21 protein-coding genes and 1 pseudogene are annotated in these 25,738 nt (G+C 66.6%); 6 read left to right on the top strand and 16 right to left on the bottom strand.

The window, feature by feature from the left end:
- Positions 1 to 88 precede the first annotated feature (88 nt).
- Together FS532_RS17925 and FS532_RS19190 are read right to left on the bottom strand one after the other, a co-directional pair.
- Positions 89 to 931, bottom strand: a complete 843-nt coding sequence (locus FS532_RS17925) for a hypothetical protein (protein WP_260852811.1) — start codon at positions 929 to 931, stop codon at positions 89 to 91.
- Between the two features lie 72 nt (positions 932 to 1,003).
- Positions 1,004 to 1,294: pseudogene (locus FS532_RS19190) on the bottom strand (DUF4236 domain-containing protein); the annotation flags it as partial.
- A gap of 145 nt (positions 1,295 to 1,439) precedes the next feature.
- Between FS532_RS19190 and FS532_RS18935 the strand changes: the two are divergent.
- On the top strand, positions 1,440 to 2,099 hold the full coding sequence (locus FS532_RS18935) for a G5 domain-containing protein (RefSeq protein WP_260852810.1): 660 nt from the start codon (positions 1,440 to 1,442) through the stop codon (positions 2,097 to 2,099).
- 378 nt (positions 2,100 to 2,477) lie between these two features.
- On the opposite strand, the gene FS532_RS17915 is transcribed toward FS532_RS18935, so the two are convergent.
- Both FS532_RS17915 and FS532_RS17910 read right to left on the bottom strand, forming a co-directional pair.
- Positions 2,478 to 3,026 (bottom strand): hypothetical protein, encoded by a 549-nt coding sequence (locus FS532_RS17915; RefSeq protein WP_144757283.1) that lies wholly within the window; start codon positions 3,024 to 3,026, stop codon positions 2,478 to 2,480.
- A gap of 437 nt (positions 3,027 to 3,463) precedes the next feature.
- Complete coding sequence (locus tag FS532_RS17910) at positions 3,464 to 4,555, bottom strand: tyrosine-type recombinase/integrase (RefSeq protein WP_186322135.1); 1,092 nt, start codon at positions 4,553 to 4,555, stop codon at positions 3,464 to 3,466.
- Positions 4,556 to 4,920: 365 nt separating this feature from the next.
- On the opposite strand from FS532_RS17910, the gene FS532_RS18840 reads away from it, so the two are divergent.
- Positions 4,921 to 5,091, top strand: coding sequence for a hypothetical protein (locus tag FS532_RS18840; protein ID WP_186322134.1), 171 nt, complete (start codon positions 4,921 to 4,923; stop codon positions 5,089 to 5,091).
- A 52-nt stretch (positions 5,092 to 5,143) separates the two neighbouring features.
- Here FS532_RS18840 and FS532_RS17905 read toward each other — a convergent pair whose 3' ends face one another.
- The 3 genes from FS532_RS17905 to FS532_RS17895 form a co-directional block, all read right to left on the bottom strand.
- A complete protein-coding gene (locus FS532_RS17905; RefSeq protein WP_144757278.1) occupies positions 5,144 to 6,706 on the bottom strand; it encodes a hypothetical protein in 1,563 nt (520 codons plus the stop codon).
- 68 nt (positions 6,707 to 6,774) lie between these two features.
- Positions 6,775 to 9,222, bottom strand: a complete 2,448-nt coding sequence (locus FS532_RS17900) for a hypothetical protein (RefSeq protein WP_144757276.1) — start codon at positions 9,220 to 9,222, stop codon at positions 6,775 to 6,777.
- A 281-nt stretch (positions 9,223 to 9,503) separates the two neighbouring features.
- Entirely contained in the window at positions 9,504 to 10,790 is a 1,287-nt protein-coding gene (locus FS532_RS17895) for an MFS transporter (RefSeq protein WP_186322133.1), read from the bottom strand.
- A 146-nt stretch (positions 10,791 to 10,936) separates the two neighbouring features.
- Here FS532_RS17895 and FS532_RS17890 point away from each other — a divergent pair, with 146 nt between their 5' ends.
- Both FS532_RS17890 and FS532_RS18835 read left to right on the top strand, forming a co-directional pair.
- Positions 10,937 to 11,506: a hypothetical protein gene (locus FS532_RS17890; RefSeq protein WP_144757272.1), complete on the top strand. Its 570-nt coding sequence runs from the start codon at positions 10,937 to 10,939 to the stop codon at positions 11,504 to 11,506.
- 446 nt (positions 11,507 to 11,952) lie between these two features.
- Positions 11,953 to 12,111: a hypothetical protein gene (locus FS532_RS18835; protein ID WP_186322132.1), complete on the top strand. Its 159-nt coding sequence runs from the start codon at positions 11,953 to 11,955 to the stop codon at positions 12,109 to 12,111.
- Between the two features lie 91 nt (positions 12,112 to 12,202).
- On the opposite strand, the gene FS532_RS17885 is transcribed toward FS532_RS18835, so the two are convergent.
- From FS532_RS17885 to FS532_RS17850, 8 genes are all read right to left on the bottom strand, one after another.
- Positions 12,203 to 13,015, bottom strand: coding sequence for an AAA family ATPase (locus tag FS532_RS17885; protein WP_144757270.1), 813 nt, complete (start codon positions 13,013 to 13,015; stop codon positions 12,203 to 12,205).
- A complete protein-coding gene (locus FS532_RS17880; RefSeq protein WP_144757268.1) occupies positions 13,012 to 14,403 on the bottom strand; it encodes a Mu transposase C-terminal domain-containing protein in 1,392 nt (463 codons plus the stop codon). The genes FS532_RS17885 and FS532_RS17880 overlap by 4 nt, the downstream gene beginning before the upstream one ends.
- Before the next feature lie 7 nt (positions 14,404 to 14,410).
- Positions 14,411 to 15,013, bottom strand: coding sequence for a recombinase family protein (locus tag FS532_RS17875; RefSeq protein ID WP_144757266.1), 603 nt, complete (start codon positions 15,011 to 15,013; stop codon positions 14,411 to 14,413).
- Positions 15,014 to 15,791: 778 nt separating this feature from the next.
- Positions 15,792 to 17,096, bottom strand: a complete 1,305-nt coding sequence (locus FS532_RS17870; protein WP_144757264.1) for an MFS transporter — start codon at positions 17,094 to 17,096, stop codon at positions 15,792 to 15,794.
- Positions 17,097 to 17,171: 75 nt separating this feature from the next.
- Positions 17,172 to 19,337: a beta-glucosidase family protein gene (locus tag FS532_RS17865; RefSeq protein WP_186322131.1), complete on the bottom strand. Its 2,166-nt coding sequence runs from the start codon at positions 19,335 to 19,337 to the stop codon at positions 17,172 to 17,174.
- Between the two features lie 17 nt (positions 19,338 to 19,354).
- Entirely contained in the window at positions 19,355 to 20,158 is an 804-nt protein-coding gene (locus tag FS532_RS17860; RefSeq protein WP_222122016.1) for a sulfite exporter TauE/SafE family protein, read from the bottom strand.
- Complete coding sequence (locus tag FS532_RS17855; protein WP_144757262.1) at positions 20,155 to 21,384, bottom strand: OFA family MFS transporter; 1,230 nt, start codon at positions 21,382 to 21,384, stop codon at positions 20,155 to 20,157. Before FS532_RS17855 ends, FS532_RS17860 begins: the two co-directional genes overlap by 4 nt.
- On the bottom strand, positions 21,381 to 22,445 hold the full coding sequence (locus FS532_RS17850) for a carbon-nitrogen hydrolase family protein (protein ID WP_144757260.1): 1,065 nt from the start codon (positions 22,443 to 22,445) through the stop codon (positions 21,381 to 21,383). The genes FS532_RS17855 and FS532_RS17850 overlap by 4 nt, the downstream gene beginning before the upstream one ends.
- 117 nt (positions 22,446 to 22,562) lie before the next feature.
- Here FS532_RS17850 and FS532_RS17845 point away from each other — a divergent pair, with 117 nt between their 5' ends.
- Both FS532_RS17845 and FS532_RS17840 read left to right on the top strand, forming a co-directional pair.
- Positions 22,563 to 23,804, top strand: coding sequence for an ROK family protein (locus tag FS532_RS17845; protein WP_186322130.1), 1,242 nt, complete (start codon positions 22,563 to 22,565; stop codon positions 23,802 to 23,804).
- Between the two features lie 179 nt (positions 23,805 to 23,983).
- Complete coding sequence (locus FS532_RS17840) at positions 23,984 to 24,601, top strand: recombinase family protein (protein WP_144757257.1); 618 nt, start codon at positions 23,984 to 23,986, stop codon at positions 24,599 to 24,601.
- A gap of 366 nt (positions 24,602 to 24,967) precedes the next feature.
- Here FS532_RS17840 and FS532_RS17835 read toward each other — a convergent pair whose 3' ends face one another.
- Positions 24,968 to 25,738 (bottom strand): ParA family protein, encoded by a 771-nt coding sequence (locus FS532_RS17835; RefSeq protein WP_144757255.1) that lies wholly within the window; start codon positions 25,736 to 25,738, stop codon positions 24,968 to 24,970.

Raw genomic sequence — 25,738 nt, 5'->3', positions numbered from 1 at the left:
CCGTATCCCGTAGTTCTAGGGTGGCAAGGGGTTCTCCTGCGACGGATGCGTGCACGGAGCTAGAGATGGTGCAACGCTCGCAGCGACCTCACGCTGGCACTTTCAGCAGCAGTGCGCCTGCGTCATCCAGGGCGGTGGCTCGTGACGACTGCACGCTCCAAGCAAGGCCCTGCGCTGTGGTGAGCTCGAGCTGTCCGTACTGGACGACTGGTAGCACCGGGTTGTTCTTGAACCGACGATCTGGGCCGCCCTTGACGTTGACGTACTGCCAGGTCTGGTCGATGAGCTGCGTGTCCTTCGGGACCTGGCCCGGCTGTTCGACGAACCGTGTCACGGATCGGCGCACGGCGAGGTGCCGGTAGGAGACGTCTGAGTAGTGCTTGCCGGAGCAGACCAGGAGGCGATCAGGCAGGAAGTACAGAGCGTCCTTACCAGCCCGCAGAGTCGGGATGTCGACGTTGGTTGCGAGACCCTTAGGTTGCTGGATCCGCGCCGTGGCAGAGACTCGACGCACAATCGCGCCGACGCCGGCGTTCGCTTTGTGCTGGTAGGTGGTCTGGACACGGCCCGACTCCACGGTGCGCCAGAGCCGGTCGCTTGCGACGGCGACGCTCCACGCTGTGCTGAATCGGTCGAACCAGACAGCGGGAACGTCCTCGAGGTCATAAAGCAGGACAACGTTCTTCTGCAGCGCGTCGCGGAGGAAGAGCCACCAGCATCCAGGTACGGCGACCGCCCAGATGATGAAGCCCCAGGGCAGCAGTGCTGCTCCAAGAATCAAGGCGGTGATCGCGGCGATCCAGCCCCATCGGGGGCGGCGTGCCGCCGTGTTGAGCTGCTGGACGATGTCGTCCCCGCCGGTCGGACGCAGATCAAGCGCTGTCAGACCGCTGACGTCGGCCATGTCCACCACGGCGGGGTTCTGCAGCATCCGCGGATATGGCGGTGCAGTGCGCGGCGCTCGTGATCCTGAGGAGGACAGGTACGTGGCACCACCCGAGCCGACGCGTACGTAGTTCCCGCGAGGTCCTGTGCCCACTCGGAGTCCCGGAATGCCCGCGCTGACTCCGAGTCCGGACTTTGACAGGTTAAACCGAAGCGGCCCCGCCTTCACGCTTCGTCGAATCGTGATCCCCAGGTTCTCATCCCGTCTCGTCAGTGTCTCGTCCTGCCGGCAGGCTCGTCCGCGACACCCGCAGCTTCGGCGCCGGGTACCCGCCACCCCTCGAACTGGGATGAGGTGATGCAGTGAGAGCTCACGCAGACTTGGGTAGTCCTCAGCAATTAGGAGCATCATGCCATCCCTTCCCCACGACAACGGAGCTTCCCAAGGCGCTCGTCGGAAGAAGATCGCCCCGTCGACGTGGATCGGATTGGTCGGCACTCTGCTGGTTGCGCTCCTTGGGCTGGCGTCGGGTGGTGTCTGGTCGATGCTGGTGATGGCTGCCCTCGTGGTCCTCCTCACGGCGCTTTACGGGCTGCTGTTCCGTCGCACCACCTGGCTCCGCCTCCCGCGGAAGCGCTCCGCCGCGGCCCTCGGGGCAGGACTCGCCCTGGTGGTGCTCCTCGGATCCGGATCTGCCTTCGGCGCCACCCACCCAGCAGCGCCGGCCTCCGCGGTCGACCCAGCACCAACCGTTTCGTCTTCTCCTGCAGCAACCAGAGCGCCACACAAGACACCGACACCGACACCGACACCGACACCGACACCGATCGTCACGACGAAGGACGTCATCGAGACGACGCCGATCCCGTTCGAGTCGACCACAGTTGAAAGCGCCACCCTCGCGAAGGGCACCTCGACCGTCACCACCACCGGTGTGAACGGCGTCCGGACGACGACGTTCCGCGTCACCTTCACGGACGGCGTTGAGACCAGCCGTCAGCAGGTCACCGAGACGGTCACGACTCAACCCGTCGCTCAGGTGACCACGATCGGAACGTATGTCGCCCCAGCCGCACCGGCACCGGCACCGGCACCGGCACCGGACGAGGGTGGCGGAGCGACCGCACTCTGCAATGACGGGACGCTCTCCTACGCCGCCCACCACCAAGGAGCATGCTCGCATCACGGAGGTGTCGCCAAGTTCTACAGGTGACGTTGTCCCGCTCTCCAACGGCAGCGTCCGTCCCGTCGCGGTGTCGCACCAACGGGTCCAGAATGTCGGCGCTCGCTCCTACGGTGTGTGTGTAATGCTCACGTCCGTGAGCGCTGAAGGCAAAGGAGCCGATCATGCGAGTCGCCGCGTACCACTCGACGAATCAGTCAGACCCCGACGTTCACCACGACGACAGCAACTGCCCCGTGGGCAAGCAGATTCCCGACCGCAACAAGCGGTCCGGGACGAACGGATGGCCCCGCTGCCAGCGCTGCGTCTGATGATCGGTGCGAGGCGCGGACGAGTTCGTCCGCGCCTCGCCCGCGTCTCGGGCTGGTTGCGGCAGCAGTACGGGGGTCGGTCTGGTGATGAGCGAAGCTAGTGTTCGCTATCAGCTGCTAGCTGCTGCTTGCGTGGAATAGCGGCCTGTTGCAGGTCGGTGTCGAGCGCTTGGGCGTCGTTCAAGATGAGCGCGAGTCGAGTGAGCGCGTCGTCGACGGCAGCGTCGGTGCTACCGAGCTCGGTGTACGTCTCCTGCAGCGTGAGCGCGTCGAACCGTGACGGCTGTCGCGCGATCGCGCCGACGGCTTCCGCGACTGGGCCGTCTGCAGCTGCTGCACGTCGACTCGGGATGATGCTCGTCATCGACCGGCCCGACAGGCTCGCCCCGGTGCGCGCCCATCCGTGGACGTCTAACGGCAACAGCAGCTGCTCTGCCCGTCGCCACTCCCCCGGTAGCGTCTGCTCGCAGTCGTGCCGGTCGAGGTCGCCCTTCGTCGGGTCAAGCAGTCGGATGACGTCGCCGCGGAACCCAGTCCAGACCGGTCCGACGATGCGCAGCCACCGGGTCACCGCGCAGGCAGCACAGGATGCGGGTTCATCGGATGAGGGAACTACGTGGCCGCGGATCCGGATGATGCTCGTCACGGCGACGTCGGCAGGGGTGATGGTGCGGGCTTGATCGCGGGTCAGATGGAGGACCCCGAGGAGGACGATGAGGAACGCGTCGCGGCGTCCGCGAAGCCCGATCGGGTACCGGTACTTTGGGATCGCCGCGAGCACCTCTTCGACGGCCGCCCGGTCGGGGGCTTCTGGTCGCGGCCACACCCGCGCCTCCACCGTGGGCAGCGGATCCGGGAGGCCGGCTGCGAGGTGGTGCGTGCGGATCGCATGTCGGCGGAGCCGCTGCGTCGACGCGCGGCCGGGGAACAGCGTCAGGAACTGTCCGATCGTTGCTGCTGTCGCCGGGAGCGACTCGTGACCTGCCGCCTCACACCACGCGACGAATCGACCCCAGTGCGCCTCGAGCAGCGCCCTACTGTCGGGCCCGAGTTTGGGGCCGAGTTTGGGGGAAGTTTGGGGGGTCACAAGCGCATCCGGGTGACGGCGTTGCGGACCAGGGGTGCGTATTCGCGGTCGTAGATCTGCAGGGTGGCGGCGTTGGTGTGGTGGGTCTGGTTCATGATCTCCACGTCCGTTGCGCCGGCGTTGCGGGCTTCGGTGACGAAGCCGGCGCGGAGGGAATGCCCGGACCAGCCGTCCTTTCCGAGCCCGGCCGCGTGTGCGCGGCGGGCGACGGCTTTCCCGACGGTGGTCGGGCTGATCCCGGCGTTCCGGAACAGGCCCCACTTCGACACGGAGCGGAAGAACGGCATCGACGGCGGCAACCGATCCGGGCCGAGCCCGTCGGCGCAGACGTGCACGGCGAGACTCGCACCGGTGAGCGTGGCGAAGAGGCCCGCTTCCCCGCGTGCGTCCTGCGCAGCCATCAGCCGAGAGAGACGGACGTATGCGCACGGGGCGCACGTGACCGGGTTGGCCCCTTGCTGCAGCACCTTGATGCGGCCGGCGCCGTCCTGGTCCGTCTTGGACTTCCGCACACGGGCGTAGACGCCTTCGCCGTCGACGAGGCGGAGATCGGCGACGGTGAGGGCGGTAAGTTCGGATTCGCGGAACGCACCGACGAACCCGAACAGCAGCAGCGCCTGATCGCGGGTTCCGAGCGCGCCGGTCTGGAGGTCGGCGACGTCGATCTTGAGCAGCGTTGTCTGCAGCGCCTTCAACGTCATTGGCTTCGCTCGCCGCACCGGGACGGACCGGGTGCGGCGGATGCCCTTCAGGACGTCGCGGACGATCGGTGTGGAGCCGGGTGGGATGTGGCCGCGGCGAGCGTGTTCCCAGTCGATCGCGGCGACGTAGCGACTGATCGTCGCCGGCGCATACCGCTGCCCGCCACCGGGGAGGACGGCGTTGGCCTTGTCCGCGAGGAACGCGGCAACCTCGGTCGGGTCGACCGGCGCCGTGGTGATCTGCTCGAGTTCGTGCGGTTCGGAGAATTCGTGGTCGAGGAACCCGGCACGCCACCGGGCGAACTGTCTGAGGTCCGACCGGTACGCGCGGATCGTGTTTGGCGATAGGGACGCTTCCGCGAAGACCCGAGGTGATGCGTCCGCCAACACCACAACGGCACCCGATCCGATCGAGGGCCCGTCCCGCGCTGCGGTGCGGAGCCGCGCAAACGCAGTCCGGGACCGCTCCGCCGCAGCACGCTCAGCAGCGGACGCACCACGACCAACAGCGCGAACTCCCTGCGAGCTCACGGCGACGCTCGCCCCATCCGTCTCGCTCACGTCGTCCACGCGCCCTCGTTCCTGGCAGCGGCGACACTGTGCACGCCTGCCGTATCAGTTCCGATAATAGTTCTTCCCGGAACGTGCTAGCGGGGGTGGAAGCGGCCTGTTCCAACCCGCTACCGCGACGATGCTTGGACCAGGGTCGACTCGCCTAGACTGCATGCGTGCCAAGCAACCGTTCACGTCCGGTGACCGATCTCATCGCGTATATGGTCGGTGTGCCAATCGCTGTGATCGGCCTGTTCATCTTGGTTGCCGCGGATGGGACGCCCCGGTCAATTGCTGGTGCCGCGCTGCTGATCGCCGGCTCGACGCTTGTTAGTACTGCGATGTTGATCGGGGTGCTCACTCGGCGCTAGTGCTGCTCGGCGCACTACAGCTGCCCTGGGAAGCATCGCCGAAGCCTGCTCATCAGTTGCCGGCGAGGATGGCGTCCGTGCGATTTCCACGCCGAAGCCCTTCCAGGGCGACAACGAACGTTGCAGTCGTAGGCGATGCACTGCGACTGTCGCCCCTGCCGTTTTTTGAGATCCCGCAATAGTAGTTACCACATTTGAACTGGTGAACTTTTGCGGGCACCGTTGGCGAGGCCTTGAGCACAGCGTTGACGATGAGTTCGTACTGTGAAGGGATGGCGAGACGCTGCGTGCGAACTGAGTTCGTCGTCCCGGCCCAGGTGCTGGTCTTCTTGAGGAACGCTGCTCCGAGGTAGTGGTAGCGACTCGGCTGCCCACTGTCGTTCAGGGTGACGGGTTTGGACACAGTGACGTGGCATTCTTTGCTCGCGACGCGCAGTTCGACCGCGTCTTCGAAGGTCATCGTTTGCGTTGCGAGTTCCGCGAACTGTGACGCGAGGTCCGTATGCGGGACTACGGAGAGCTTCCGTTGCTTCTCGAGGTAGCAGATGCGTGCAAGGTCGAGCACCGAGGCACCATCGGATGTGGCAGCCCGGAGACGCTTCTGCATCAGCGCCGCATTGAGGCGGGGGACGGAAGGGCAGATATCTGCGGCTCTTTCTGCGAGATAAGCGCTCTGGATCGTCGGCTCGGCGGGCTGTGGTAGCCACCCATCTTGGCCGCGCCCGCTGCTGAGATAGCCCTGCAGGTTCGTGGATCGCAAGCCGAGCACTGTGGCGTAGTAGGTGATCTTCGGGTCGGGCACGTCTGCTGCTTGCGCCGCCCATCCTCCGCCTGAGTTGAGGTTGGAGAAGCTGAATACGGGCGTCGGCGGATTTAGCTGCGCCAGGTCCGCGATGGTGTGCAGGTTCGCCGTGAGCGACAACGACAGGGCGTCCGGCGATTGCTGCCCAATGAGGGTGTTCCACTTTCGCAACGTCGCCCCTGTGACGACGCCGCTCGGCAGCGTTCCGCCTGCTGCAAGGTAACTCCCCACGCGTGGCACAATGATTTCGTCGAGCGAGTTGTACGTCGCTACTGGCAGTGATGAGACGGTGGAAGCGAGGGAGCCGCGAACCTCATCCGGGACAGGGGCATGCAATGCGTGCAGCGCAGAAGTAGCGATGAAGGTCGCATATGGGGTGGGATCGTCGCTTTTGGTGAGCCGATACTCACCACCCGCCCGGTATGCGTCGATCGATCGTGCAATCAGCTCTCTCTGCGACGGTTCGAGGGGCAAGGTTGCAAGGCCCAGCGCAGCGGTGGTGCGCAGCTCGAGTCCTTCCAAGCCTGGGTCAGCGTCCGAGGATTCGCCGCCCACAGCAATCTTGAGGAGCGCGTCCCGTACTGTCGCACGGTCGTCCCTTCGGACGATTTGCTTGCGGGCGATCTTCGCTGCTTTGAGGCGCCAGGTGGTTTGGTAGACGCTCGGTGCCGCCGAGATGTCATCGACTTGGTAGATGCCCGATTGATCGGCGACGCGCAGGTCTCCGATGAGTGTGCTCGCAGTGCGGCACGCAGCTTGGAGCGGGTTGGCGGAATCGGTGCTGTTTGAGCATGCGGCGGTCGAGAAGAGCATGACCGCCGCCAGGGCGGCCGCTCCGATGGTTCGGAGCGACCGCCCTGGCAGTCGTGTTGCGGGGTGGGTCATCCTGCGCGTGTGCTCCAGGACGAGGAACCGAAGGTGACGGTTCCGGTTGCCGATTCAGTGATCGACTGGATGTAAGTCGCTGAGTAGCTGAAGCGATCCCAGTCGTGTTCGACGTACTTGTTCTTCGTGGTGCTGCTGCCCCACTTGATGGTCTTGCCGCTGTTGGTGATGGTGACGCTGGGACCGCCGTCCCCGATCGAGGCAGAGAGGTCAATGCCGCTGCCGTTGACGTAGTCAGTCAGCGTCACCTTGTTGGGCTTCTTACCGGTGAAGTAGTTGGCGGACTCCCCGTCGACATTCGCGTACGTGACCTTCGAGTTGATCGTCGCCACGGAAGAGAACGAGACTCGGAAGCTGCCCCTGCCGCCGGTGACCTTCTTCGTCGCACTCGCCTGCAGCAGCTTGCTCTTGCTCTTCGCCGCCTTGACCTGCACCGATGACGGCGTCGAGGTGCTGCCGCCGCTGGCCGTGGTGCTGCTGCCGCCGGTAGTAATGGTCGGGCTCTGCACGTCATCCGGGTTGATCGTGTCACTCCCGGATTCCGTGGATGTCTCGGTCATCGTCGGCGCACCTGCATAGTCGTCGGTGACGTCGCTGCTGGTCGAGAAGGCCCAGCTCGGCGACGTGACAGTCGAGGTTGTAGTCGCGCCAGCAGCGGGAGCGGTGACGGTTGCAGTCCACGTGTAGCTCTGCGCGGCGGTGAGCGTGTCGGCCGGGATATGCCATGCACCGACGACAGCGCCCGAGTCCGCCGCGACAGACCCATCGGCGCTGATGACGGTGTAACGGATCGAAGCATCAGCCGGGATCAGGTCGCCGTCGGATGCAACACTCAACAGCGGCGTCGTGGAGGCGGTGCTGCTATCGGCCAGCAGCGGCCTGATCGGTGCAGCAGACCAGTCGCCAAGCCCGAACTCGTAGGACGTCGTGATATCCGAACCATCAGGAGCAGTTGACACGGCGGTGATGGTGTGAAGACCAGCATCCGGCGAAACCGCAACCGACTTCGTGACCGCCGCAGAGTCCGACCGAGTGAACTCGGTGTAATCCGCGTCCGCCAAAACGGAGACAACATTGCTCGAGCTGTCGGCCGGCGCTACCTTCACGGTGCACGTCAGCGACGACGGCTTTGCAGCAACCCAAGCACCCGCCGCATATGGCGCAGGGCACGAGATGGACGGCGCCTGTGGGTTCGTGTACCAGCCCTGCACGTCGACGACGTAATTCGTCGCCTCGGCCGCGTTGCGAAGCGCGATCTTCCCGTTCGCTCCAAGCGGGACAGTGATGGTGTTGGTCTGAATCTCGTCAGGCTGGAAGTTGACCGCGGTAATGCCCGGGTTGGTCTTCCCGTCCGCGTACACGTCGGCGTAACCGGCGCTGCCGCCGTGCGCGACGATCAGCGTCAGGGTGACGGCGGTGATACCGGAGCCCATCACCGGGACGCCAGCAGTGCCGGCGACCTGGATGGAGCGGGTCTCGTTCTTCGCCAGCGCCGTGTTCCCGGACGCCCGCGAGTCGTATGCACGCCCGTAAGACGGGGTAAAGACCGCGCCACCCTGCCCCGCAGCGGTGAAGTAGCCCTGCAGGTCGACCAGCAGGTTCGTGGTCGTCGACGAGTTCGCGATCGTCATCTTGCCAGCAGCCGACAGGGGCACCTGCGCCTGCACCGACGTCGTCTCCGCCGGGGCGTAGTGCAGGGAGTTTGCCGGCTTCGTCCCACCGGTTGCGTACGGGGTGAGGTACCCATCCGCATCCGTCGAGTTCACGGCGATCAGGTTGACGACCGCAGCCGACGCGCCGGCCGGAACGCCGTTCGCGCCGGTGATCTGCACGTCGATGCTCTTCCCCGGAGCGATCGCCGCCTTCGCAGCACCCGTACCGGAGCGGGTGTCGACGAGCCGCTTCGCGACCGGGACGAACCCGCCGGCGGCGGTGCCGTCCGTGTTCGCCGTGTAGTAGCCCTGCACGTCCAGAATCAGGCGGCTTGCGGTCTCGGTCATGACCTGGATTGTGCCGTCCGCGCCGACCGCGAGCGTGGCACTGTTGGAGGTGTACTCGCCCGAGACGCCGTTGTAGATCAGCATCGTCGTGCGACCGGTGTCAGCGTCGGGACGGCCGAACAGTGTGCCGTAGCCTGCGGACCCTCCGACGGTCGCGTTGAGCGAGACCGCGCCAACGGAACCGTCGTCCGGCAGGCCGGCCAGGCCAGCGACCTTGATGGTGCGGTACTTCCCCGCTTCCATCGGCGTGCTGAACCCGCCCGTCCCCGCCTTGGTGTCGAGGATGCGCCCCGTCGACGGCACGAACACACCGCCGGTCCCGGTGTCGTTCAGCGCCTGCGCTGGTGTGGCTACCAGCAGAGAACCAATGATTGCCAGCGCACCGAGGGTTGCGGCAGCGATGCTGCGCTTCCTCGTGCGCGGAGCGTGCAGCAACGAGCGCACGGAACCCCCTACGTCTAGCTGACAGCACCGTTTGCTGTCAGCTTGCGCAGCATAAGAGACAGCTGGGTGCGCCCGCCTGACACCAGTCCGGGGGTGCATCCGAAAAACCCAGTTCAGAACCGGTAGTACCGGCTTGGGCTTAACGATTCCTCAGGAATAAAGGATGCACTCGCTTGTAGCTAGGCCAGCCGCTGCGACAGGGGCGGCTAGTGGATAGGTCCGTGGAGGGGCTGAAATCTTCCTGGCGAGCAGTCCGATTGCCGATCGCTCAACGGACGATGTCAGCCTCGGTTGTCGGACTGCCGGCGGAACCGGCACCACACCGCGCAGAGGAGCGCCGTCCCCGCAGCGACAGTCCATCCAGCAGGCGGCGACACAGCCGCTGCCACAAGGATGACGACAGCGGTCCCGATCGCTGTACCGAGTTGCGCGCCGGTGTTTACGATGCCGGCCGCGCTGCCTGTGAGCGCTTGGGACACGGTTGTCCCGAGTCCAGTCGCCGCAACCGAGGACGCGGCGAGCCCAAAACCGATGACTGCGACGCCGGCAGCGATCCAAGGCCACGAGTGGCCAAGGACAGCTAAGACCACGTTGCCGCTCGCGATCGTCACGGCGCCAGCGGCAGCCATCCGGTCCGGTCCGAGGCGCGGACTTACCCGACCAGTCACGGCGGACCCGCCGATGACAGCGAGGCTGAACGCCATAAGGATCAGGCCGGAGAGCAGAGCCGGAATTCCGAGATGGTCTTGCAGGACGAAGGTTGCCAGCACAGATGATGAGCTGGTCGTCGCGGTGTTCACGAAGGACTGCATCGATCCCCGACGCAGGTTGGTGCTGCGGAATGCGTCTCGCGGCACGAGCGGCGATCGCGCGCGGCGAAGCCGCCAGGCCAGAAGTGCAGCAACCGCGGCTCCGAGGAGGATCAACCCGATTCCCTGCGGCTGCGTGTCCCCTGTCTCGAGCAGGGCTGTACCGGCGATCACCGGCATGACCGTCGCGACGAGCAGGACCGCACCGAGCACATCGAGTCGCGCGGCACGGTCAGGCTCGGGCTCTTCCCGAACGACGACCGCGATCCCGACGACCAAGAGTGCCGCGACCGGTGCGTTCACCCAAAACACCGACGGCCATCCAAGCGCCGTCGTGAGGAGTCCACCGATCAAGAACCCGGTCGCACCAGCAGCAGCTCCGACTGCGCTCCATGCCGCGAGAGCGCGCGACCGGCCCGGCCCGGCACCGGTCGTGTGCAGAATCAGTCGGAGTGCGGAGGGAGCCGAGATGGCTGCTGCTGCCCCCTGGACAGCGCGGGCAATGACCACCTGTGGCAAGGTATGCGCGGTCCCGCCGATGATCGCCACCAGTCCGAAGACAACGACCCCGATGAGGAGAACCTTCCGGTGGCCGTACCGGTCCCCGAGGCGGGCTCCGAGGATGAGCATCGCGGCAAAGAACATCGCGTAGGTCGTCGCCAGCGGCCCAGCGGCAGCGGGATCGGCGTCGAGGCCCTCCAGGATTGCGGGGATCGCAGTCACGACGCTCGTCACACCCAATACGTCGACGAACTGCACTAGGCAGAGCACGGTCACAACACCAGGACGCATGCCTGCACCGTACGTGAAGCACCGTCACATCGTCACCGAGGTACCGACAGCCGGGTCCGTCCGCCCCCCCGAGCAGCGCACGCAGTAGCGTCGTAGTCCACGAGGGGGTGCGTGTGCGAACACGGGGGCTGATTGTCTACTTCGCCGGAGCGTGCCTGCTTCGCGGAGCCGATGCGGCGGCGATCATCGGAGTGGTCCTCGCCGCTCGCCCTGCTGGCGCCGGCGACGCCACCGGCCTCCTCGCAGCCTGCATCACCCTGCCCCACCTTGCAGGGCCCGTCGCTGCGCAGCTCCTCGATCGCGCTCGGTCCAAGAAACTCGTCCTCTCGGCCGCGGGACTGGTCTACGGGATCGCACTCGCGGGCGCGATCCTGCTGTTGCCAACCATGCTCATCGCCGCCGCTGTCGGCCTCCTGATCGCCGGCCTGGCCGGCCCCCTCCTCACCGGGGGACTCAGCAGTCAGCTGGCGACGATCGTCGGAACCGACGAGCGGGCTCGTCGGCGGGCGCAGGGCATGGACGCCTTCACGTACGGCGTCTCGGCCACCGCCGGTCCCGCCGTCATCGCCGTCGTCGCGTCGACCAGTTCACCCGCCGTGGCGATCCTCACGGCAGCCGGTGCGGCTGTCGCGGGGGGCGATCGTCGTCCTGCTCCTTCCCGCCGCAACGCAACGCTCCGGTAGTGATGATGCACCGGCTCCGGTGGGGCTGCGTTCCGCGCTCGGGATGCTGCTGCGGATGCCGGGTCTGCGCCGGACGACGATCGCCACCGCTGTCACCGCGATCCCCCTCGGAGCAGTGCCGCTCCTCGCGGTCGGGACCGTCGATGCACTCGACGCGACCGCCGCATCATCGGCGGTGCTCACCGCGGCCTACGGTGCGGGGAACCTCGCGGTGTCGTTGCTGCTGATCATCGCTCCACTCCGCGGGCAAGCGGACCAACTCATCTGCTGGGGCGTCATCGTCGTCGCAATCGGCTTCGTGATCGGACTGGCGATCTTCTCCGTCCCGATCAGCGCGGCAGCATTCGCGCTACTCGGTGTCGCGACGGGAGTCCTGTTCACGGCAAGTCTGGCGGCCCGTGCGGCGTTCTCCCCGCCCCGGCGCGGCAGCACAAATCTTCGTCAACATGGCCGGCATCAAGGTCGCGTTCTCCTCGATCGGCACCGCTGTCGCTGGAACGCTCCTCGGGCTCGGTGGCCACGCGATGTTCGCTATGGCTGGCTTCCTCACGCTTGCGACCCTCGCCTACTTGCTCATCGATCGAGCGCCGCAGGCGTCTCAATAGCCGATCGGCTATCGGACACCGACCGCACTCCCATCACGACCTGTGGGCAGCTTCGCTCTGTGTCGTCCTTCTCGCTGCGGTTCGTGTCGGGTCAGGTGGTGCCGATGACGAGGGTGCTGCGTGCGGCTTCGACGACGTCGTTGGTGATGACGTCGAGTTCGTTGATCTTCAGGACGCGTTGGATCTGTGGGAGCAGGCGTTCGAGGAGGCGGAAGTTGCCGCGAGTGATGCGTTCGACGGCGGCGATGGCTTGCGCGTCGGTGAAGTCGTCGGCGTCGAGTGTCTTGCCGAGCTTTCGCCATTGGCGTTCGAGGACGAACAGCAGCTCGTCGTGGCCGAGGGGCCGGTACTGGTGGGCGAACCCGAGTCGGCTGTAGAGCTGGGGGTAGTGGGTGAACTGCTTCTCGATGCCGGGCATGCCGATGAGGACCATCGCTATGCCGGTTCGGTCGTACTGGTCACGGAGCCACTCGATCGCGTTGCCGGTGAGGCGTTCGGACTCGTCGATGATGATCAGCTCGAGCAGGGACGGGTTGGGGCCGTGCATGTGGTCGACGTGGCGGCCGTGGAGGACAAGGTGTTCCTCGATGCAGCGTTCGGTGCGGATCATGTCGTGCCGGAGGTCGTCCTGCAGGGCTCGCATCGTTGCGGAGACCTCGGGTGTGTAGAAGACGGTCCGGGCACGGTGGGCGGCGGCGTAGATCTTGGTGTCGTCTTCGCTTCGCGCGGCCCATCTGGCGATGAACGGGCCGATGCTGTCCCAGTGCGCGTAGCGGCGGGCTGAGAGGGTCTTGCCGACGCCGGCAGGGCCGAAACAGACGCCGATAGTGTTCTGCTTCCGGACCGCGTCGGCGAACTCCGCGAACCGGCGATGTTTCTTGGTGATGATGAACTGACTCGTCATGACCGGTCCTCCTCGTAGGTTCGCAGTCGTGGGCGGTCCGGCTCGGCTGCTGGTGGGGTGGTGTTGCCAGGCAGGGGGGTGACGATCGCGATGCGTTCGCGGATCTGCCCGCGCAGTGCTCTGCGTTGAGCGTTCCGGGCGGCTTGGATCTGCTTGAGGCTGATCGTCTCGGTCTGGTGCGCGGTGCTGATCGCGGTGCAGAGGAATGCGTTGCGGTGGAAGACGCGGATCTCGGTGACGTCGCGGGGGTCGTACCGGACGCTCACGGTGCTACCGACGAACGGGGCGAGGGTGGCCGCGGTGTAGCGGAGGCCCTCGAAGTGGATGCCGTCGCGCTGCACGACCCGCGTGGTCGGGACGGTGAGCAGGAAGCCGTCGAGTTGTTCGAGGGACTCCGGGAGCCGTGGCAGCCACCCGTCTGCGATCCACGCTTGCAGTGGGCTCGTCCGGAGCTCGCGGTGAGTGCGAGCGTTGTAGCGGCGGACGAACGTGTTGATGGCGCAGTCGATGCCGGCGAGATCAAGGCTGGGTGCCGGTGCTGCGGTTCCAGGCGCAAGGTGGCCTGGCAGCGTTGGGAGCAGCTCGGTGTTGATCGTGCCGAAGAACCGCTCGATCTTGCCTCGTCCCTGTGGCCGGGCGACCTGGGAGTGGATGATCCGGAGGTGCAGCACGGCGGCGGTGTCGCCGAGGCGGTGGCTCGTGAAGTCGGACCCGTGGTCCGTGTAGAGCACGTCCGGGATTCCGCAGACGGGCCAGTCCGGTTCCGACTTGTGCCAGATCGCTTGGCGCAGCGCGAGCGCGGTGTTCGCCGCTGACGGGGCGCCGAGGAACACCATGTACCCGCAAATGGCGCGGGAGTAGTCGTCGAGGATCACCGTCAACCATGGCCGTGCGGGCTTGCCGTCGGGGCCAACGATGAGCAGGTCCAGCATCGTGTGGTCCGCCTGCCAGATCGCGTTGGGCCTGTCGGCGCGGCGTCGGAGCAGCATTTCGTGCTTGTCCCGGTAGGAGACCGGCCCCTCGAGCGCGAGCGTCACCATCCCGGGGTCGAGCGCGTTCACGATCGACCGCACGACTGAGTACGACGGCGCCGACAGCCCCCGTTCAGCGCAGTGGATGCTGACCTGACGGTGAATGGTGGCGATCGATGGTCGTGGCCTGGTGAGCGCGAGCCCCTCCACCAGGCGGACGAGGTCCGCTGCCGTCCGTCGGACGCCGTGATCGGTCCGGGTACCGTCGGCGAGGGCGACGTACCCGCCCGTGCGGTAGCGGGTGAGCCAGCGTTGCAGGGTGCGCTCGGTGATGCCCGTGCTGCGGGCGAGGGCGGCGAGCGGGATGGCATCGTCGACATGCAGCCGAAGGATCCGCCACCGCTCGCTCGCGTCCATGAGTGAGCTACATCGTCGGTGAGGGCTTCGGCCGCCTCGCAGCAACCGGTTCGGTGTGGCGGGCGATAGCCCGGTAGATAGTGGTGCGGCTGACGCCGAGGACATCACCGATCTGCGCGACAGTCATGTCCTGCTGCTCGTACAGCCGGCGTGCGGTGCGGACCTGGTCCGCGGACAACCGCGACGGTCGACCGCCGGTTCGACCGCGGGCTCGAGCGGCGGCGAGGCCGGCGTTGGTGCGTTCCTTGATGAGGTCCCGTTCGAACTCAGCCAGCGCAGCGAAGACATGGAACACCAGCCGCCCACCCGGTGAGGTGGTGTCGATGGTCTCCTGCAGCGACCGGAACCCGATGCCGCGTTCCGCGAGTGCGTGGAGTTGGTCGATGAGGTGCCGGATGGACCGGCCGAGCCGGTCGAGCCGCCAGACGACGAGGGTGTCCCCGGGGCGGAGCTGGTCGAGAAGCTTGTCGAGCTCAGGTCGGTGCTGGAGCGACCCGGACATGGTATCGACGAACACGCGGTAGCAGCCGGCGGCGTTGAGCGCGTCGATCTGCAACGACGCGTCCTGGTCGGTGGTGGACACGCGCGCGTACCCGAGGAGGTGACCCATGTGAAGAACGTAACGAAACTCGACCGGTAGAGGTAGTAGCGGGACGTAGATTCCGGGACTGAGTTCCACTACAAGACACGCCGTCCCCGACTGCACCTCCGAGCGTTCGTGGGTTGTCGTAGCGAAATCGGAGGTTTATGGAACAAGACGGAGACGGAGCTCTCCCAACGATGGAGGGGTGTCTTTTTGAGCGCTACTTCTTAGAAGCAGCCTTCGCCCGCTGCATACGAGCGACGCGGCGAGCAGCCTTGTCGCTCAGCACCGGCCACACCTGCCGGATCGCGATCGCGATTGCGATGAAGTTCATTGCGAGAGCGAATCCGACCGCGTAGCCAGCGGCAGCGGGGATATGAATCGACAGGGTCATGGGACCTCCACCGTTCGATCTGCCAGCAGAATGGCTGGCTCTCGGGGTCATGCACCGTGCACGTCCGAGGACTAGGGCCTCCGTGAAAGAAGGTCGTGAGCCCGAAGGTGTCGGGCGTCACGGGCGAAACCAGAAGCGCGCGCGAGGCGACATGACATCCGGGCACAAAAAAACCGACCCGAAGGCCGGCTATAGGCGCGCACTATGAACGCAGGACCAGTGTGGCACGGAACGCCGCTCCGGCATAAGAGCTGGGGCGGTCGCGCGAAGGCAGCGATGGGCCGGACTTCGCGCGACCGCGTGAGCGGTGTTAGCGCCGGGTGGCGAGGGGCTCGGTCGGGTGGCCGATGAGCCGAGAAGCGGCCTGCGATCCGAACGGGGTCGCAGGCCGCTGTGTTGTTGAGGCAGTGATCAGGGGGTCACTTCGACGGCACGTGGCACGTCAATCTCGTCGGGGTTGCCGTTTTCTTCCTTGCGTCGGAAGAACACCGCGAACAGGATCGCGACCACGACGGAGACAACGATCGGGACGACCAGGAAGGGAGCCCACGCGGAGAGGGGTGCGTGGGTTCCGGCAGCGCCGACGGTGGCGTTGTAAATGCCTCCGGCGAGGAACGAGCCGATCATGATGCCAACGCCCTGGGTGAGCAGCAGCACCAGGGACTGGGACTGCGCCTTGATGGACTCGGGGGCGATCCGCTCGGCGTACATGAAGGAGATGGTGAGGAAGAAGTCGTTGCAGATGCCGTGGATGGCAACGGCAATGATGGCCCACCATGCCTGTCCGCCGGTGGCGGCGAAGAACAGGGCGAAGCGGACGCCCCACGACACCATGCCGATGAGGAGCACATACTTCATCCCGAACCGCTTCAGCACCCACGGGATCGCCGGGATGAACGCAACTTCGGACACCTGGCCGATGACGAGGACGCTGGCGACGTTTTCGAAGCCGAGGGAGGAGAGCAGGGTGGAGCTGAAGGAGTTGTACATGGCGATCGGGATGAACGTCAGTACGGCGCAGATGGCGAAGATGACGAAGTTGCGCTGCTTGAACAGCTTCAGCGCCTGCGCGCCGATGACGTCGCCGAAGTGGAAGCGGGCGCCACGCTGCAGCGGCGGCGTGTGTGGGAGGGTGAGGCAGTATGCGCCCATGACGAACGACGCGATAGCGGTGACGTAGAACAGGTTCGTCGATGAGGAGAGGCCGAGCTGGCCGACGAGCAGACCTGCGATGATCCACCCGAACGTGCCGAACACGCGGATGTAGGGGAAGATGTTCGGTCGGTGTCCGAGGTGCAGGAATGACACGCTGTTCACGAGGGCAACGGTCGGCTGGAACAGCAGCATGTAGATGAACACGGCCGTGAGGACGAGCGCGGCGCTGCCGCCGAGGATCGTCCCGGGAACGAGCAGCATGATGCCGCCGCCGATGAACGAGATGCCCGCGAGCACCCACTGTGACGGGATGAAGCGGTCCGCGATCGAGCCGACGAGCATCGGGGACACGATCGCGGCCAGCGCCGCGAGGGCGAACAGGGTGCCCACGATTGAGCCGAGCCCATGGTCAACGAGGACGAGGCCAACGGTGGCGTTCCAGGAGCCGTAGACGAGGAACTCGAGAAGCATGAGTACGGCGAGGCGTGGGATGAGAAGGCGGTGCCGGCCGGTCATCTCGACCGCCGTGGTGTGTGGATCGCGGGTTGCTGCTCTTGACATGGTCTCGTCCTTGAGGGGTGAGGTGGAAGGGGAAGTGGTGCGAGAGAGAGTGATGGTCGGATGGTGCTTGTCGGGTCAGCGTCCGAACCGGTCCGCGTTGACTGCCACGTCGTGGTGGGGCGCAAGTTCAGTGGCGGAGTGGCCGACAGCGGCGGTGAAGGTGCCGCCCGGGATGACCCACTCGCGGATGTTCTGGTCGTAGTCGGCGAGGAGCCGTCGGTCGGCGGCGATGCGGACCCGGGTTGACTCGCCGGGCTGGAGCTCGACGCGTTCGAAGCCGAGGAGCCGCTGCCGGGCGTGGTCGGGGGTGCCGGTGAGGTACAGCTGAGGCACGTCGGCGCCGGCACGGGTCCCGGTGTTGGTGACGGTGACCTCGGCCGTGAGGGTCGCGCTGCCGGCGATGGTGATGTCGCTGTGTTCGAAGGTGGTGTAGCTCAGGCCGTGCCCGAAGGGGAACAGCACGGCGTTGCCGGCTGCGGCCGCCCACCGGTACCCGATGTTGGAACCCTCGCTGTACTCGATGGTGGTTGGGGTGCCCCAGGGGGTTCCTTGGCCGGGCAGGGCCGGGCGGGGGATCGCGTCGACGCCAGTGGGGAAGGTCATTGGTAGCCGCCCGGAGGGGTTCGTGGCGCCGGTGAGGATGCCGGTGATGGCCCGTCCGCCTGCCTGGCCGGGGTACCAGGCGTGCAGGATCGCGCGGACCTGGTCCTTCCACGGCATGCTGACGGGGTTGCCGGCTTCGAGGACGACGACGGTGTTCGCGTTGGCGGCAGCGACGGCAGTTATGACGGCGTTCTGCCCCCACGGCAGGTCGAGGTCGATCAGGTCGTATCCCTGCCCGTCGACGCGGATGCCGAACACGATCGCCAGGTCGCTGCGCGCGGCGAGTGAGGCCGCTTCGGCGGGGCTCATCCCGGGGTCGTACTCGATCGTTGCGTCGGGGTACGCAGCGCGCAGCTGCACGAGGGGGCTGTCCGGGAGGACGAAGAGGTTCCGGTTGGGGCTCATGATGCCGAACCCGCCGAGGTTGACCTTCGCCGCGTAGCCGCCGGGCGGGACGACGGCGCTGGAGCCGGTGCCGCTGATGACGCCAAGCTGGGCATAGCCGCCGATCACAGCGATGGTGCCGGTCAGGTCGGACGCGAGGGGGAGGATCCCGTCATTGGTGAGCAGGACCGTGCCTTGCCGGGCGATGTCGAGGGCGACCGCATCGTGAGCTGCTGCGTCAATGTCGGAAGCCGTGACGGTGACGGACCGGTCGAGGCCGACGGTGTAGATCGAGCGGAGGATCCGGCGGACCATGTCGGAGAGGCGTTCGCGGGGGAACCGACCGTCTGCAAGTGCGGCGCGGAGCCGGTGGGTGAAGGCTTCGTCGCCCCAGATCATCGTGTCGACCTGCACACCGGATTCCATGTCGAGACCGGCGAGGGAGTACTCCCAGTCCGGGGTGGCGCCCCAGTCGGACATGACGAATCCGGGGTAGTTCCAGGCGTCCTTGAGGACGTTGGTGACGATCTCCCGGCTACCGCCGGACTGTTCGCCGTTAACCTTGTTGTAGGCGGTCATCACGGCGCCGGGCTGGGCGCGTTCGATCGCGATCTCGAACGCGAGGAGGTCGGATTCGCGGTGCGCTGCTGGGTCGATGCGGGCGTCGATCCACCGGGAGTTGGTTTCGTTGCAGTTCAACGAGAAGTGTTTGATGGTCGACAGGACCCCTTCATGCTGGATCCCGGCGATCGATTCCGCGGCGATCGTTGCCGTGAGCAGCGGGTCTTCGCTGAGGTATTCAAAGTTGCGGCCGTTGCGGGGGTCGCGGGCGAGGTTGACGCCGCCGGCGAGCATGACGTTGAAACCCCGGGCGAGGCTTTCCCGGCCGAGGACCGTGCCCGCGCGGCGGGCGAGCGCCGGGTTGAACGATGCGCCGAGCGCGAGTCCTGCGGGGAGGGCGGTGGCGGTGTCGCCGTCGCGATAGCCGGGGTTGGTGACGCCGAGGCTCGCGTCGGTCATCACCATCGGGGGGACGCCGAGGCGCGGAACTCCGGGGGTGTATCCGGCGCCGACAGGAACGTTGTCGGGGATGCGGTTGTCGGCGGGGAGGTCGAGCAAACCGGAAGCCATGTGGTTGACGATCACCGCGAAGCGTTCGTCGTCGGTCATTGCGGCTTCGGTTGCGCGGGCCCGCTCGTCGGGCTCGGTGGGTACCTGCTGTGTCTCGTCGTCGAGGTCGGACAGCTGGGTCATGGGGGTTCCTTTCGCGCTCATGCGCTCGGTTGGGGGGTGCGGGGTTGCTGGCTGCGCCAGATGACGAGGCCGGCGACGATGACGAGGAAGCAGATGAACAGCACCGTCGCTGTCGTCGGTGCCAGGACCGCAGCGATGAGGGCGCCGACGGGGGCGAGGACGGAGGCGGTGATGCCGATGGTGAGTCCGGCGCCCAGGTCGGCGTTCCCGCGGCGGAGGTTGCTGACGGTGCCCGACACGGCGGTCGGGATCATCATCGCGAGGGAAGTGCCCTTCGCGACGAGGTCGCCGACGCCGAGGACCACTTCAAGGCCGGGGACGACGACCACGCCACCGCCGACACCGACCAGGCCGGAGAGCACCCCTCCGATCAGGCCGATGCCGACCAACAGCGCCGCGTTCGGAAGGTCAATCTCGATGCTGCTGCCACGGCTGGGAGCTGCGAAGAACAGGGACGCGATGACGACGGCGATGAAGGCGGCGAACAGCCATGGCAGGACACGGTCGGCGATGACGCGGAGCAGCCGCACGCCGATCTGCGATCCGGTGATGCTGCCGACCGCGATCAGGGCTGCTGCGAGCAGGTGCACGTTGCCGTTGATGGCGTAGGTGGCCGCTCCGACGACGGACGCCGGTGCGATAGCGATCAGGGAGGTGCCGGAGGCTCGGCGCTGGTTCATGCCGAGCACGACCATGAGCGCGGGGACCACGATCACGCCGCCGCCGACGCCGAACAGGCCGGACAGAATCCCGGCGACGACGCCGATGCTGATCAGTGGCAGCACGCGGGAGCGGGCGGTGCTGGCGGGAGCGGCGGTCAAACTGTCTCACCCATTACGGCAGCGGTGCGTCGACGAGCCATCGTCAGGGCCGCGGCGCTAAACAGCGCGACGGCTCCGGCTGAGACCAACGCGGCAGTGAAGCCGCCGGTGACCGCGACCGAGAGCGCGGCGATCACGGAGCCGACAGCGCCGGCGACGCCCCAACTGATCAGCACCGATGCGTAGTTCCGAGCGAAGCGGCTGGGATCGTCCTGGGTACGCATGAGGCCGGGAAGGATGCTGAAGCCTGCGCCGTGGCCGAAGAGGATCAGCGCTGTGACGATGATCGCCGCCGGCAGCGTGGGCACGAACAGCAGCGCGAACACGGCGATCCCGCGGACCGTCAGCAGCAGGGTGAAGGTGCTGCGCGCCCCAAGGAGGTCGCGGAGGCGCGGCGCGACCAACCCGCCGAGGAACAGCGCAACCGTTGTGGCAGCGATGATGCGCTCGGCAGCGGCACCATCGACTCGAGGTGAGCTCGACACGATCAGAGGGATGACGATTGCAAGAAAGAGCATCCCGGGATACGCGTTGCCGAACAGCAGCAGGCGCAGCGTCCGCCGAGCCGACGCCGCGGTGCGCGCTTCGTGGGTCGGTATCGGAGAAGGGGCCATCGTGGATCGTGGCGGGAGCCCCCAACCGGTGGCGAGGGTCAGCGCTGCGACTGCGATGCCGGCCCAGACGAGCGCCGTGCCGATGGCAGCCGCCGAAGTGCCGGTGAAGGCGATCGCGGCAAGGAGCATCAGGGCTGCAGTGCCGAAGGCGAAGCCGAGCGGTCCGATCGCTGAGCCGACCAGCGGCTGCGACGGGAACGCGGGCCCGACGGTGGCAACAAGGGTCAGGTAGGTAAGGCCCACACCGATTCCTCCGGCTCCGAACGCGCCGAGGGCACCCCCGAGGGAACTGGCCTGGAATGCGCCGCCGGCCGCGATCAGCGCTGCAGCCCAGATCAGCGCTCCGAGCATCGCGGTGCCCCGGGCGCCCAAACGGCCGAGGACAGGGCCGGAAATGCCGCTGCCGACCGCCAGCCCTGCAGATGCGGCGCCGAACGGCAGAAGCGCTGCGGCCGCGTTGACGGTGTGCGTTGCGGTGAGCGCGGTCTGCAGGCCGCTGAGACCGTACATGGTCCCGACGCCGAACATTAGGACGAATCCGGCCGCCCCAATCCCTGCAGATCGTGTCCGCTGCGACTTGGGGGCGGTGACGGTGGCTCCTGTGCTGGTCATCGAGCCGTCTCGAGGTCAGCGTCGAGGTCCGGATAGGCGGCAGCGGCGGATGCGCCGAACCGGGGTTCGGTGAACGCGATCGGGGCGACACGGCGGCGGTCAACGGTCAAGTCGAAGATGTCGAAGCGGTTGTAGTAGCCGGACACGTCGTGGAACTGCTTCGGCTCGACGCACTGGTCAAGGTCGATCTCCTGGATGAGGAGGCCTTCCTCGTCGCGGAGGACGTCGCTGATCACTTCCGCGAACGGGTCGATGACGAGGCTGACCCCGCGGGCGGTGCCGTCGAGGATCCGCGCGGCGTCGTCGCCGAGGATCCGCGCGGCGTCGTCGCCGAGGGTGGCGAGTTCGTCCTTCACCCGGTCGTCGAACACGGCGGAGACGACGAGGTTGAACACCTTCGCCTCGAACGAGTGCGCGCCCGCCCGTACGCGGATCGCGGCTTCGAGGTCGTAGGGCTTCCCGCCGGCTGCAGGGTCGCGGGTCGGCCAGAGCGGCGGGTAGGTGGACACGTGCACCTGTTCGGCCTGCGCCATCAGGGTGTAGCGAGCAAGCGGGTTCGTGTTCTCACCGCAAATGAGCGCGCCAAGACGACCGACGGCGGTATCAGTGACGGTGAGACCGTGCCCGTCACCGGGCGTCCAGATGAGCTTCTCGTAAAAGGTCGGGACGATCTTGCGGTGGTGGTTGAGGATGCTGCCGTCGGGGCCGATGACGACGTTGCTGTTCCAGATGCTGCCGACGCTGGTGTGACTCTTCTCGCTGATGCCCACCGAGACGGTGATGCCGTGGCGGCGTGCAGCCCGTCGAAGGAGCCCCACCTCGGGGCCGTCGATGGTGATGGACTCCGCAACGAATCGGCGGAACAGGTCGTGGTTGTGGATCGGCGCCGACAGTGCTGCCCACACGGGAAAGCCCGGGATGAAGGACTCCGGGAACGCCACCAGCTCCGCGCCGGCAGTAGCCGCCTCTCCAATGGCGTCGACTGCCTTCGCCGTCGTGGCAGCAGCGTCGAGGAACACGGGGGCGAGGTGTGCTCCGGCGATGACGTGGGTGCTCGGCATGACGACTCCTTCGGCGAGGGGATGCCCGGCTTGGGCTTGGAGAGGATTATGCGCACGTCCTACGCAATATTGCTACTCCCCTCGGGGGATGTCACAAGGCGGATACTGGGAAGAAACATGGCAGAAATCCAGCTCCGGGCGTCGCAGGACGTAGAGTGGCGGGGACGAGAAGGGGCGACGATGGTTGTTGCGGAGCCGAGCGCACTTCGGCGGTTGAACGTCGCCGCCACACTGCGCGCCCTGTCCGAGCGGGGGCCCGCCAGCTCCGGCGCACTGCAACGGACGACCGGGCTGTCGCGGCGCACGCTTGAGGTGATCGTCAACGACCTGACCAATCAGGGATGGATCATCGACGAGGTGCCAGCAGCGGCAGCGAACCGAGGAGCTGGCCGTCCAGCCAGGCAGCTCCGGTTCAACGCGGACGCCGGATTCGTCCTCGGGGCGCAGCTCGACTTCGGGTACATGACCCTCCGCATTGCCGACATCGCTGGCGCTGTGGTGCTGGATCGACGAAGCGATCTGGCGACGAACCTCGATCGGGAAGCGCGTATCGCGCGCTTCTTCCGCGAGGTTGATGCTGCTCTCGCCGACGTCGGTGCCACTCGCTCGGACGTGCTCGCGGTCACGGTCTCTACCCCCGGTATCGTCCGGGATAACGGCACCGTGGACCTGCCGAGCACCTTCCTTGACTGGACGAACTTCCCGCTGCAAGCGCGCCTGGATGCGGGCTTCGATTGCCCGCTGATCGTGGAGAACGACGCGAAGCTGGCGGCGCTTGGCGAGGTAACCCTCGCTGGGGAAGGTCCGGATGCGAACTTCGTGTGGGTGCGCGCGGACGGTGTCCGAATCGGACTCGGCATCGTTATCGAAGGGCGCCTCTATCGAGGCACTGACGGTGCAGCCGGCGAGGTCGTCTGGGCACCGCTGCTGAATTTCGAGTCCGTGCAAGCTCACGTGTTCAGCGGCCTCGTGGACCCGGCGCACGCACGCCACGCGGAGGCTCAGTCCCTGCTGGCCGCGGCGCAGTTCGGAGATCCAAGTGCCCTCGCAGAAGTCGACTCCCTGGCTGCGGGAATCGCTCCTGGTCTGCAGGCCATTGCGTGGATTCTCGCGCCGCACGAGATCGTGATCGGCGGCGCGCTCGCGTCGATAGGCCGACCCCTTGTCGAAGCCATCGGACGACGGCTGTTCAGCGGCGAACACCCCGTTGAATCTGTGCTGAGGACGTCAGCTTCGAGCGAACAGGCCATCATCGCGGGCGCGACCCAGACCGCGTTGTCATCTGTGCATGCTCGTCTCTTCGAGGGAGGCGAACTCCCGGTCGCCCCGCGACGGGCTTCCGAGCGCATGACGGCCTGACCAGAAGTCGCGTCTCCCCACTCGCTCGGAATCGATACCACGACCACGACACGAAGCAAAGCGAAAACGGCGACGCTCAGCGACGCTGCTCACACCCAGACGGTACCTACATCCGGCGCGTCTCAGATAGGTAGTCCGAAATAGGTTCCGGTGACGGTGCCCTATGCGAGACTCCTAGCATGGAACCCGGATGGACCCTCGGTTACGCCCGCGTCTCGACCGACGGCCAAGACCTCACCGCCCAGACCGATGCTCTCGTGGCGCTCGGAGTCCCGAGTGATCGAGTGTTCACGGACAAGGGCATGACCGGCACCAAGCGCGATCGCCCGGGGCTGAAGTCGGCACTGGCTGCGTGCCGGCCGGGAGACACCCTCGTCGTCACGAAGCTCGACCGGCTCGCACGATCCCTCCGTGACGCAACCGATATCGCGGAAGAGCTCACACGCCGCGGTGTGAAGCTGAACCTCGGCGGGTCGATCTACGACCCGACGGATCCCGTAGGACGGCTCCTGTTCAACGTGCTCGGCATGGTCGCTGAGTTCGAGTCCGACCTCATTCGTGCTCGCACGCGCGAGGGCATGGCCACAGCGAAGGTCCGCGGGAAGCTCAAGGGACGCAAGCCGAAGCTCTCCCCCGCCCAGGAACGCCACCTCGTCGCGCTTCACCGCGCCGGCGACCACTCGATCGCCGAACTCGTCGAGCTGTTCGGCATAGGCAGGGCCACCGTCTACAGGGCCCTCGACCGCCATTCGGTAGACGCCGACAGCGGTCTGGCATTGCCGAGGGCCGAAGGATGAGTGCTTGGCACGGCGCTGAGTCGTATCAGCGCTGACCCCCAGCGCCGTATCGCTGTCCCCACTTCTCGCGGATCGCCTCTTCGACGACGTTGCGAATCGTGCCCTCGCCGCCGTCGACCGCTGCATCGATCAGATCCTGGACGTCGAGTGCGAGACGGGTGCTGAACGGGACCGTCACCTCGCGCCGAGGACGGCCGCGGCGCGGCGCCGGCGCCTTCGGCGACGTCGGGGCCGGAGCCTGGGCCGGAACAGGACTCGGAGCAGGCTCGGTCTGGCGGTAGTCGACCGGGTCGACGAGCTCATCTGCGGCGGCTTGGGGTCGGCGTCGGCTCCTGAGATCGCCGGGACGCTCTGGCTTTTGGTCGCTCATCGGATCACCTGATCCACGATGGCGGTGTACGCGTCGAGCACTGGTGCGCCCTTCCTGTAGTTGCCGTACCACTCACCCGTGAGCCGCACTTCCTGCACGATCGCTCGCTCTGGCACGAGGGGCACCAAGAGCATGCCTGTGTCGCGGAGCTCGTCGATGCTCGCCACGGCCGGTCGAGACATGATCGTCTCCCGGACTCCCCCGACGACGATGCCGGCTTCGGTCATAGTCACGGGGGCGCCGATGCGCTCTCGACTGTGTCGGAACTGTTGCACGGTCTTCCGGGCGCCGGTGAAGCCATCGATACCGTCGTTCGTCGCGGTAGCCGCGTAGATGACGGTGTCCGCAGCGTTGAGGGCCGCCAGGGTCAACGGGCCGCCCTGGCGGTTGGGGCAGTCGATGACGACAAGATCAGCCTGCACGCCCTCGAGTGACATGCGGAGACGGAGCTCCGCATGATCAGCCCGGTCGGCCTCGCGGTTCGAGACGTTGCGCGCGCTCGGCAGGACACGGAGGTTCGGTGACCAGGCGGTAGGCACTGCAAGGTCCTCTGCCCACCCCTCCGGCTCCTCGTTGCCGAGGATCGCACCAACATGCAACCCCTCCCCCGATGGCTCGACGTTCAGCCACTTCGTTGAAGCTGCCCGGGGATCCAAGTCGACAAGGAGTGTTCTGAGACCTCGTTCTGCAGCGATCATCGCGATGGACACTGCGGTCGTCGTCTTCGACACCCCGCCTGACTCGCTGTACACCATGACTGTCTGCAT

It is taken from the genome of Curtobacterium pusillum, assembly GCF_007673235.1.
Lineage (GTDB): Bacteria > Actinomycetota > Actinomycetes > Actinomycetales > Microbacteriaceae > Curtobacterium > Curtobacterium pusillum_C.
This window is presented reverse-complemented; position numbering and strand designations above follow the sequence as displayed.

Bases quoted from the DNA above. Each gene is read 5' to 3' on its own strand.
- FS532_RS17925 (WP_260852811.1), bottom strand. From the start codon at position 931: ATGCTGCAGAACCCCGCCGTGGTGGACATGGCCGACGTCAGCGGTCTG.
- FS532_RS18935 (WP_260852810.1), top strand. From the start codon at position 1,440: ATGGCTGCCCTCGTGGTCCTCCTCACGGCGCTTTACGGGCTGCTGTTC.
- FS532_RS17905 (WP_144757278.1), bottom strand. From the start codon at position 6,706: ATGCTCTTCTCGACCGCCGCATGCTCAAACAGCACCGATTCCGCCAAC.
- FS532_RS18835 (WP_186322132.1), top strand. From the start codon at position 11,953: ATGGCCGGCATCAAGGTCGCGTTCTCCTCGATCGGCACCGCTGTCGCT.
- FS532_RS17885 (WP_144757270.1), bottom strand. From the start codon at position 13,015: ATGACGAGTCAGTTCATCATCACCAAGAAACATCGCCGGTTCGCGGAG.
- FS532_RS17880 (WP_144757268.1), bottom strand. From the start codon at position 14,403: ATGGACGCGAGCGAGCGGTGGCGGATCCTTCGGCTGCATGTCGACGAT.
- FS532_RS17875 (WP_144757266.1), bottom strand. From the start codon at position 15,013: ATGGGTCACCTCCTCGGGTACGCGCGCGTGTCCACCACCGACCAGGAC.
- FS532_RS17870 (WP_144757264.1), bottom strand. From the start codon at position 17,096: ATGTCAAGAGCAGCAACCCGCGATCCACACACCACGGCGGTCGAGATG.
- FS532_RS17865 (WP_186322131.1), bottom strand. From the start codon at position 19,337: ATGACCCAGCTGTCCGACCTCGACGACGAGACACAGCAGGTACCCACC.
- FS532_RS17855 (WP_144757262.1), bottom strand. From the start codon at position 21,384: ATGACCAGCACAGGAGCCACCGTCACCGCCCCCAAGTCGCAGCGGACA.
- FS532_RS17850 (WP_144757260.1), bottom strand. From the start codon at position 22,445: ATGCCGAGCACCCACGTCATCGCCGGAGCACACCTCGCCCCCGTGTTC.
- FS532_RS17845 (WP_186322130.1), top strand. From the start codon at position 22,563: ATGGCAGAAATCCAGCTCCGGGCGTCGCAGGACGTAGAGTGGCGGGGA.
- FS532_RS17840 (WP_144757257.1), top strand. From the start codon at position 23,984: ATGGAACCCGGATGGACCCTCGGTTACGCCCGCGTCTCGACCGACGGC.
- FS532_RS17835 (WP_144757255.1), bottom strand. From the start codon at position 25,738: ATGCAGACAGTCATGGTGTACAGCGAGTCAGGCGGGGTGTCGAAGACG.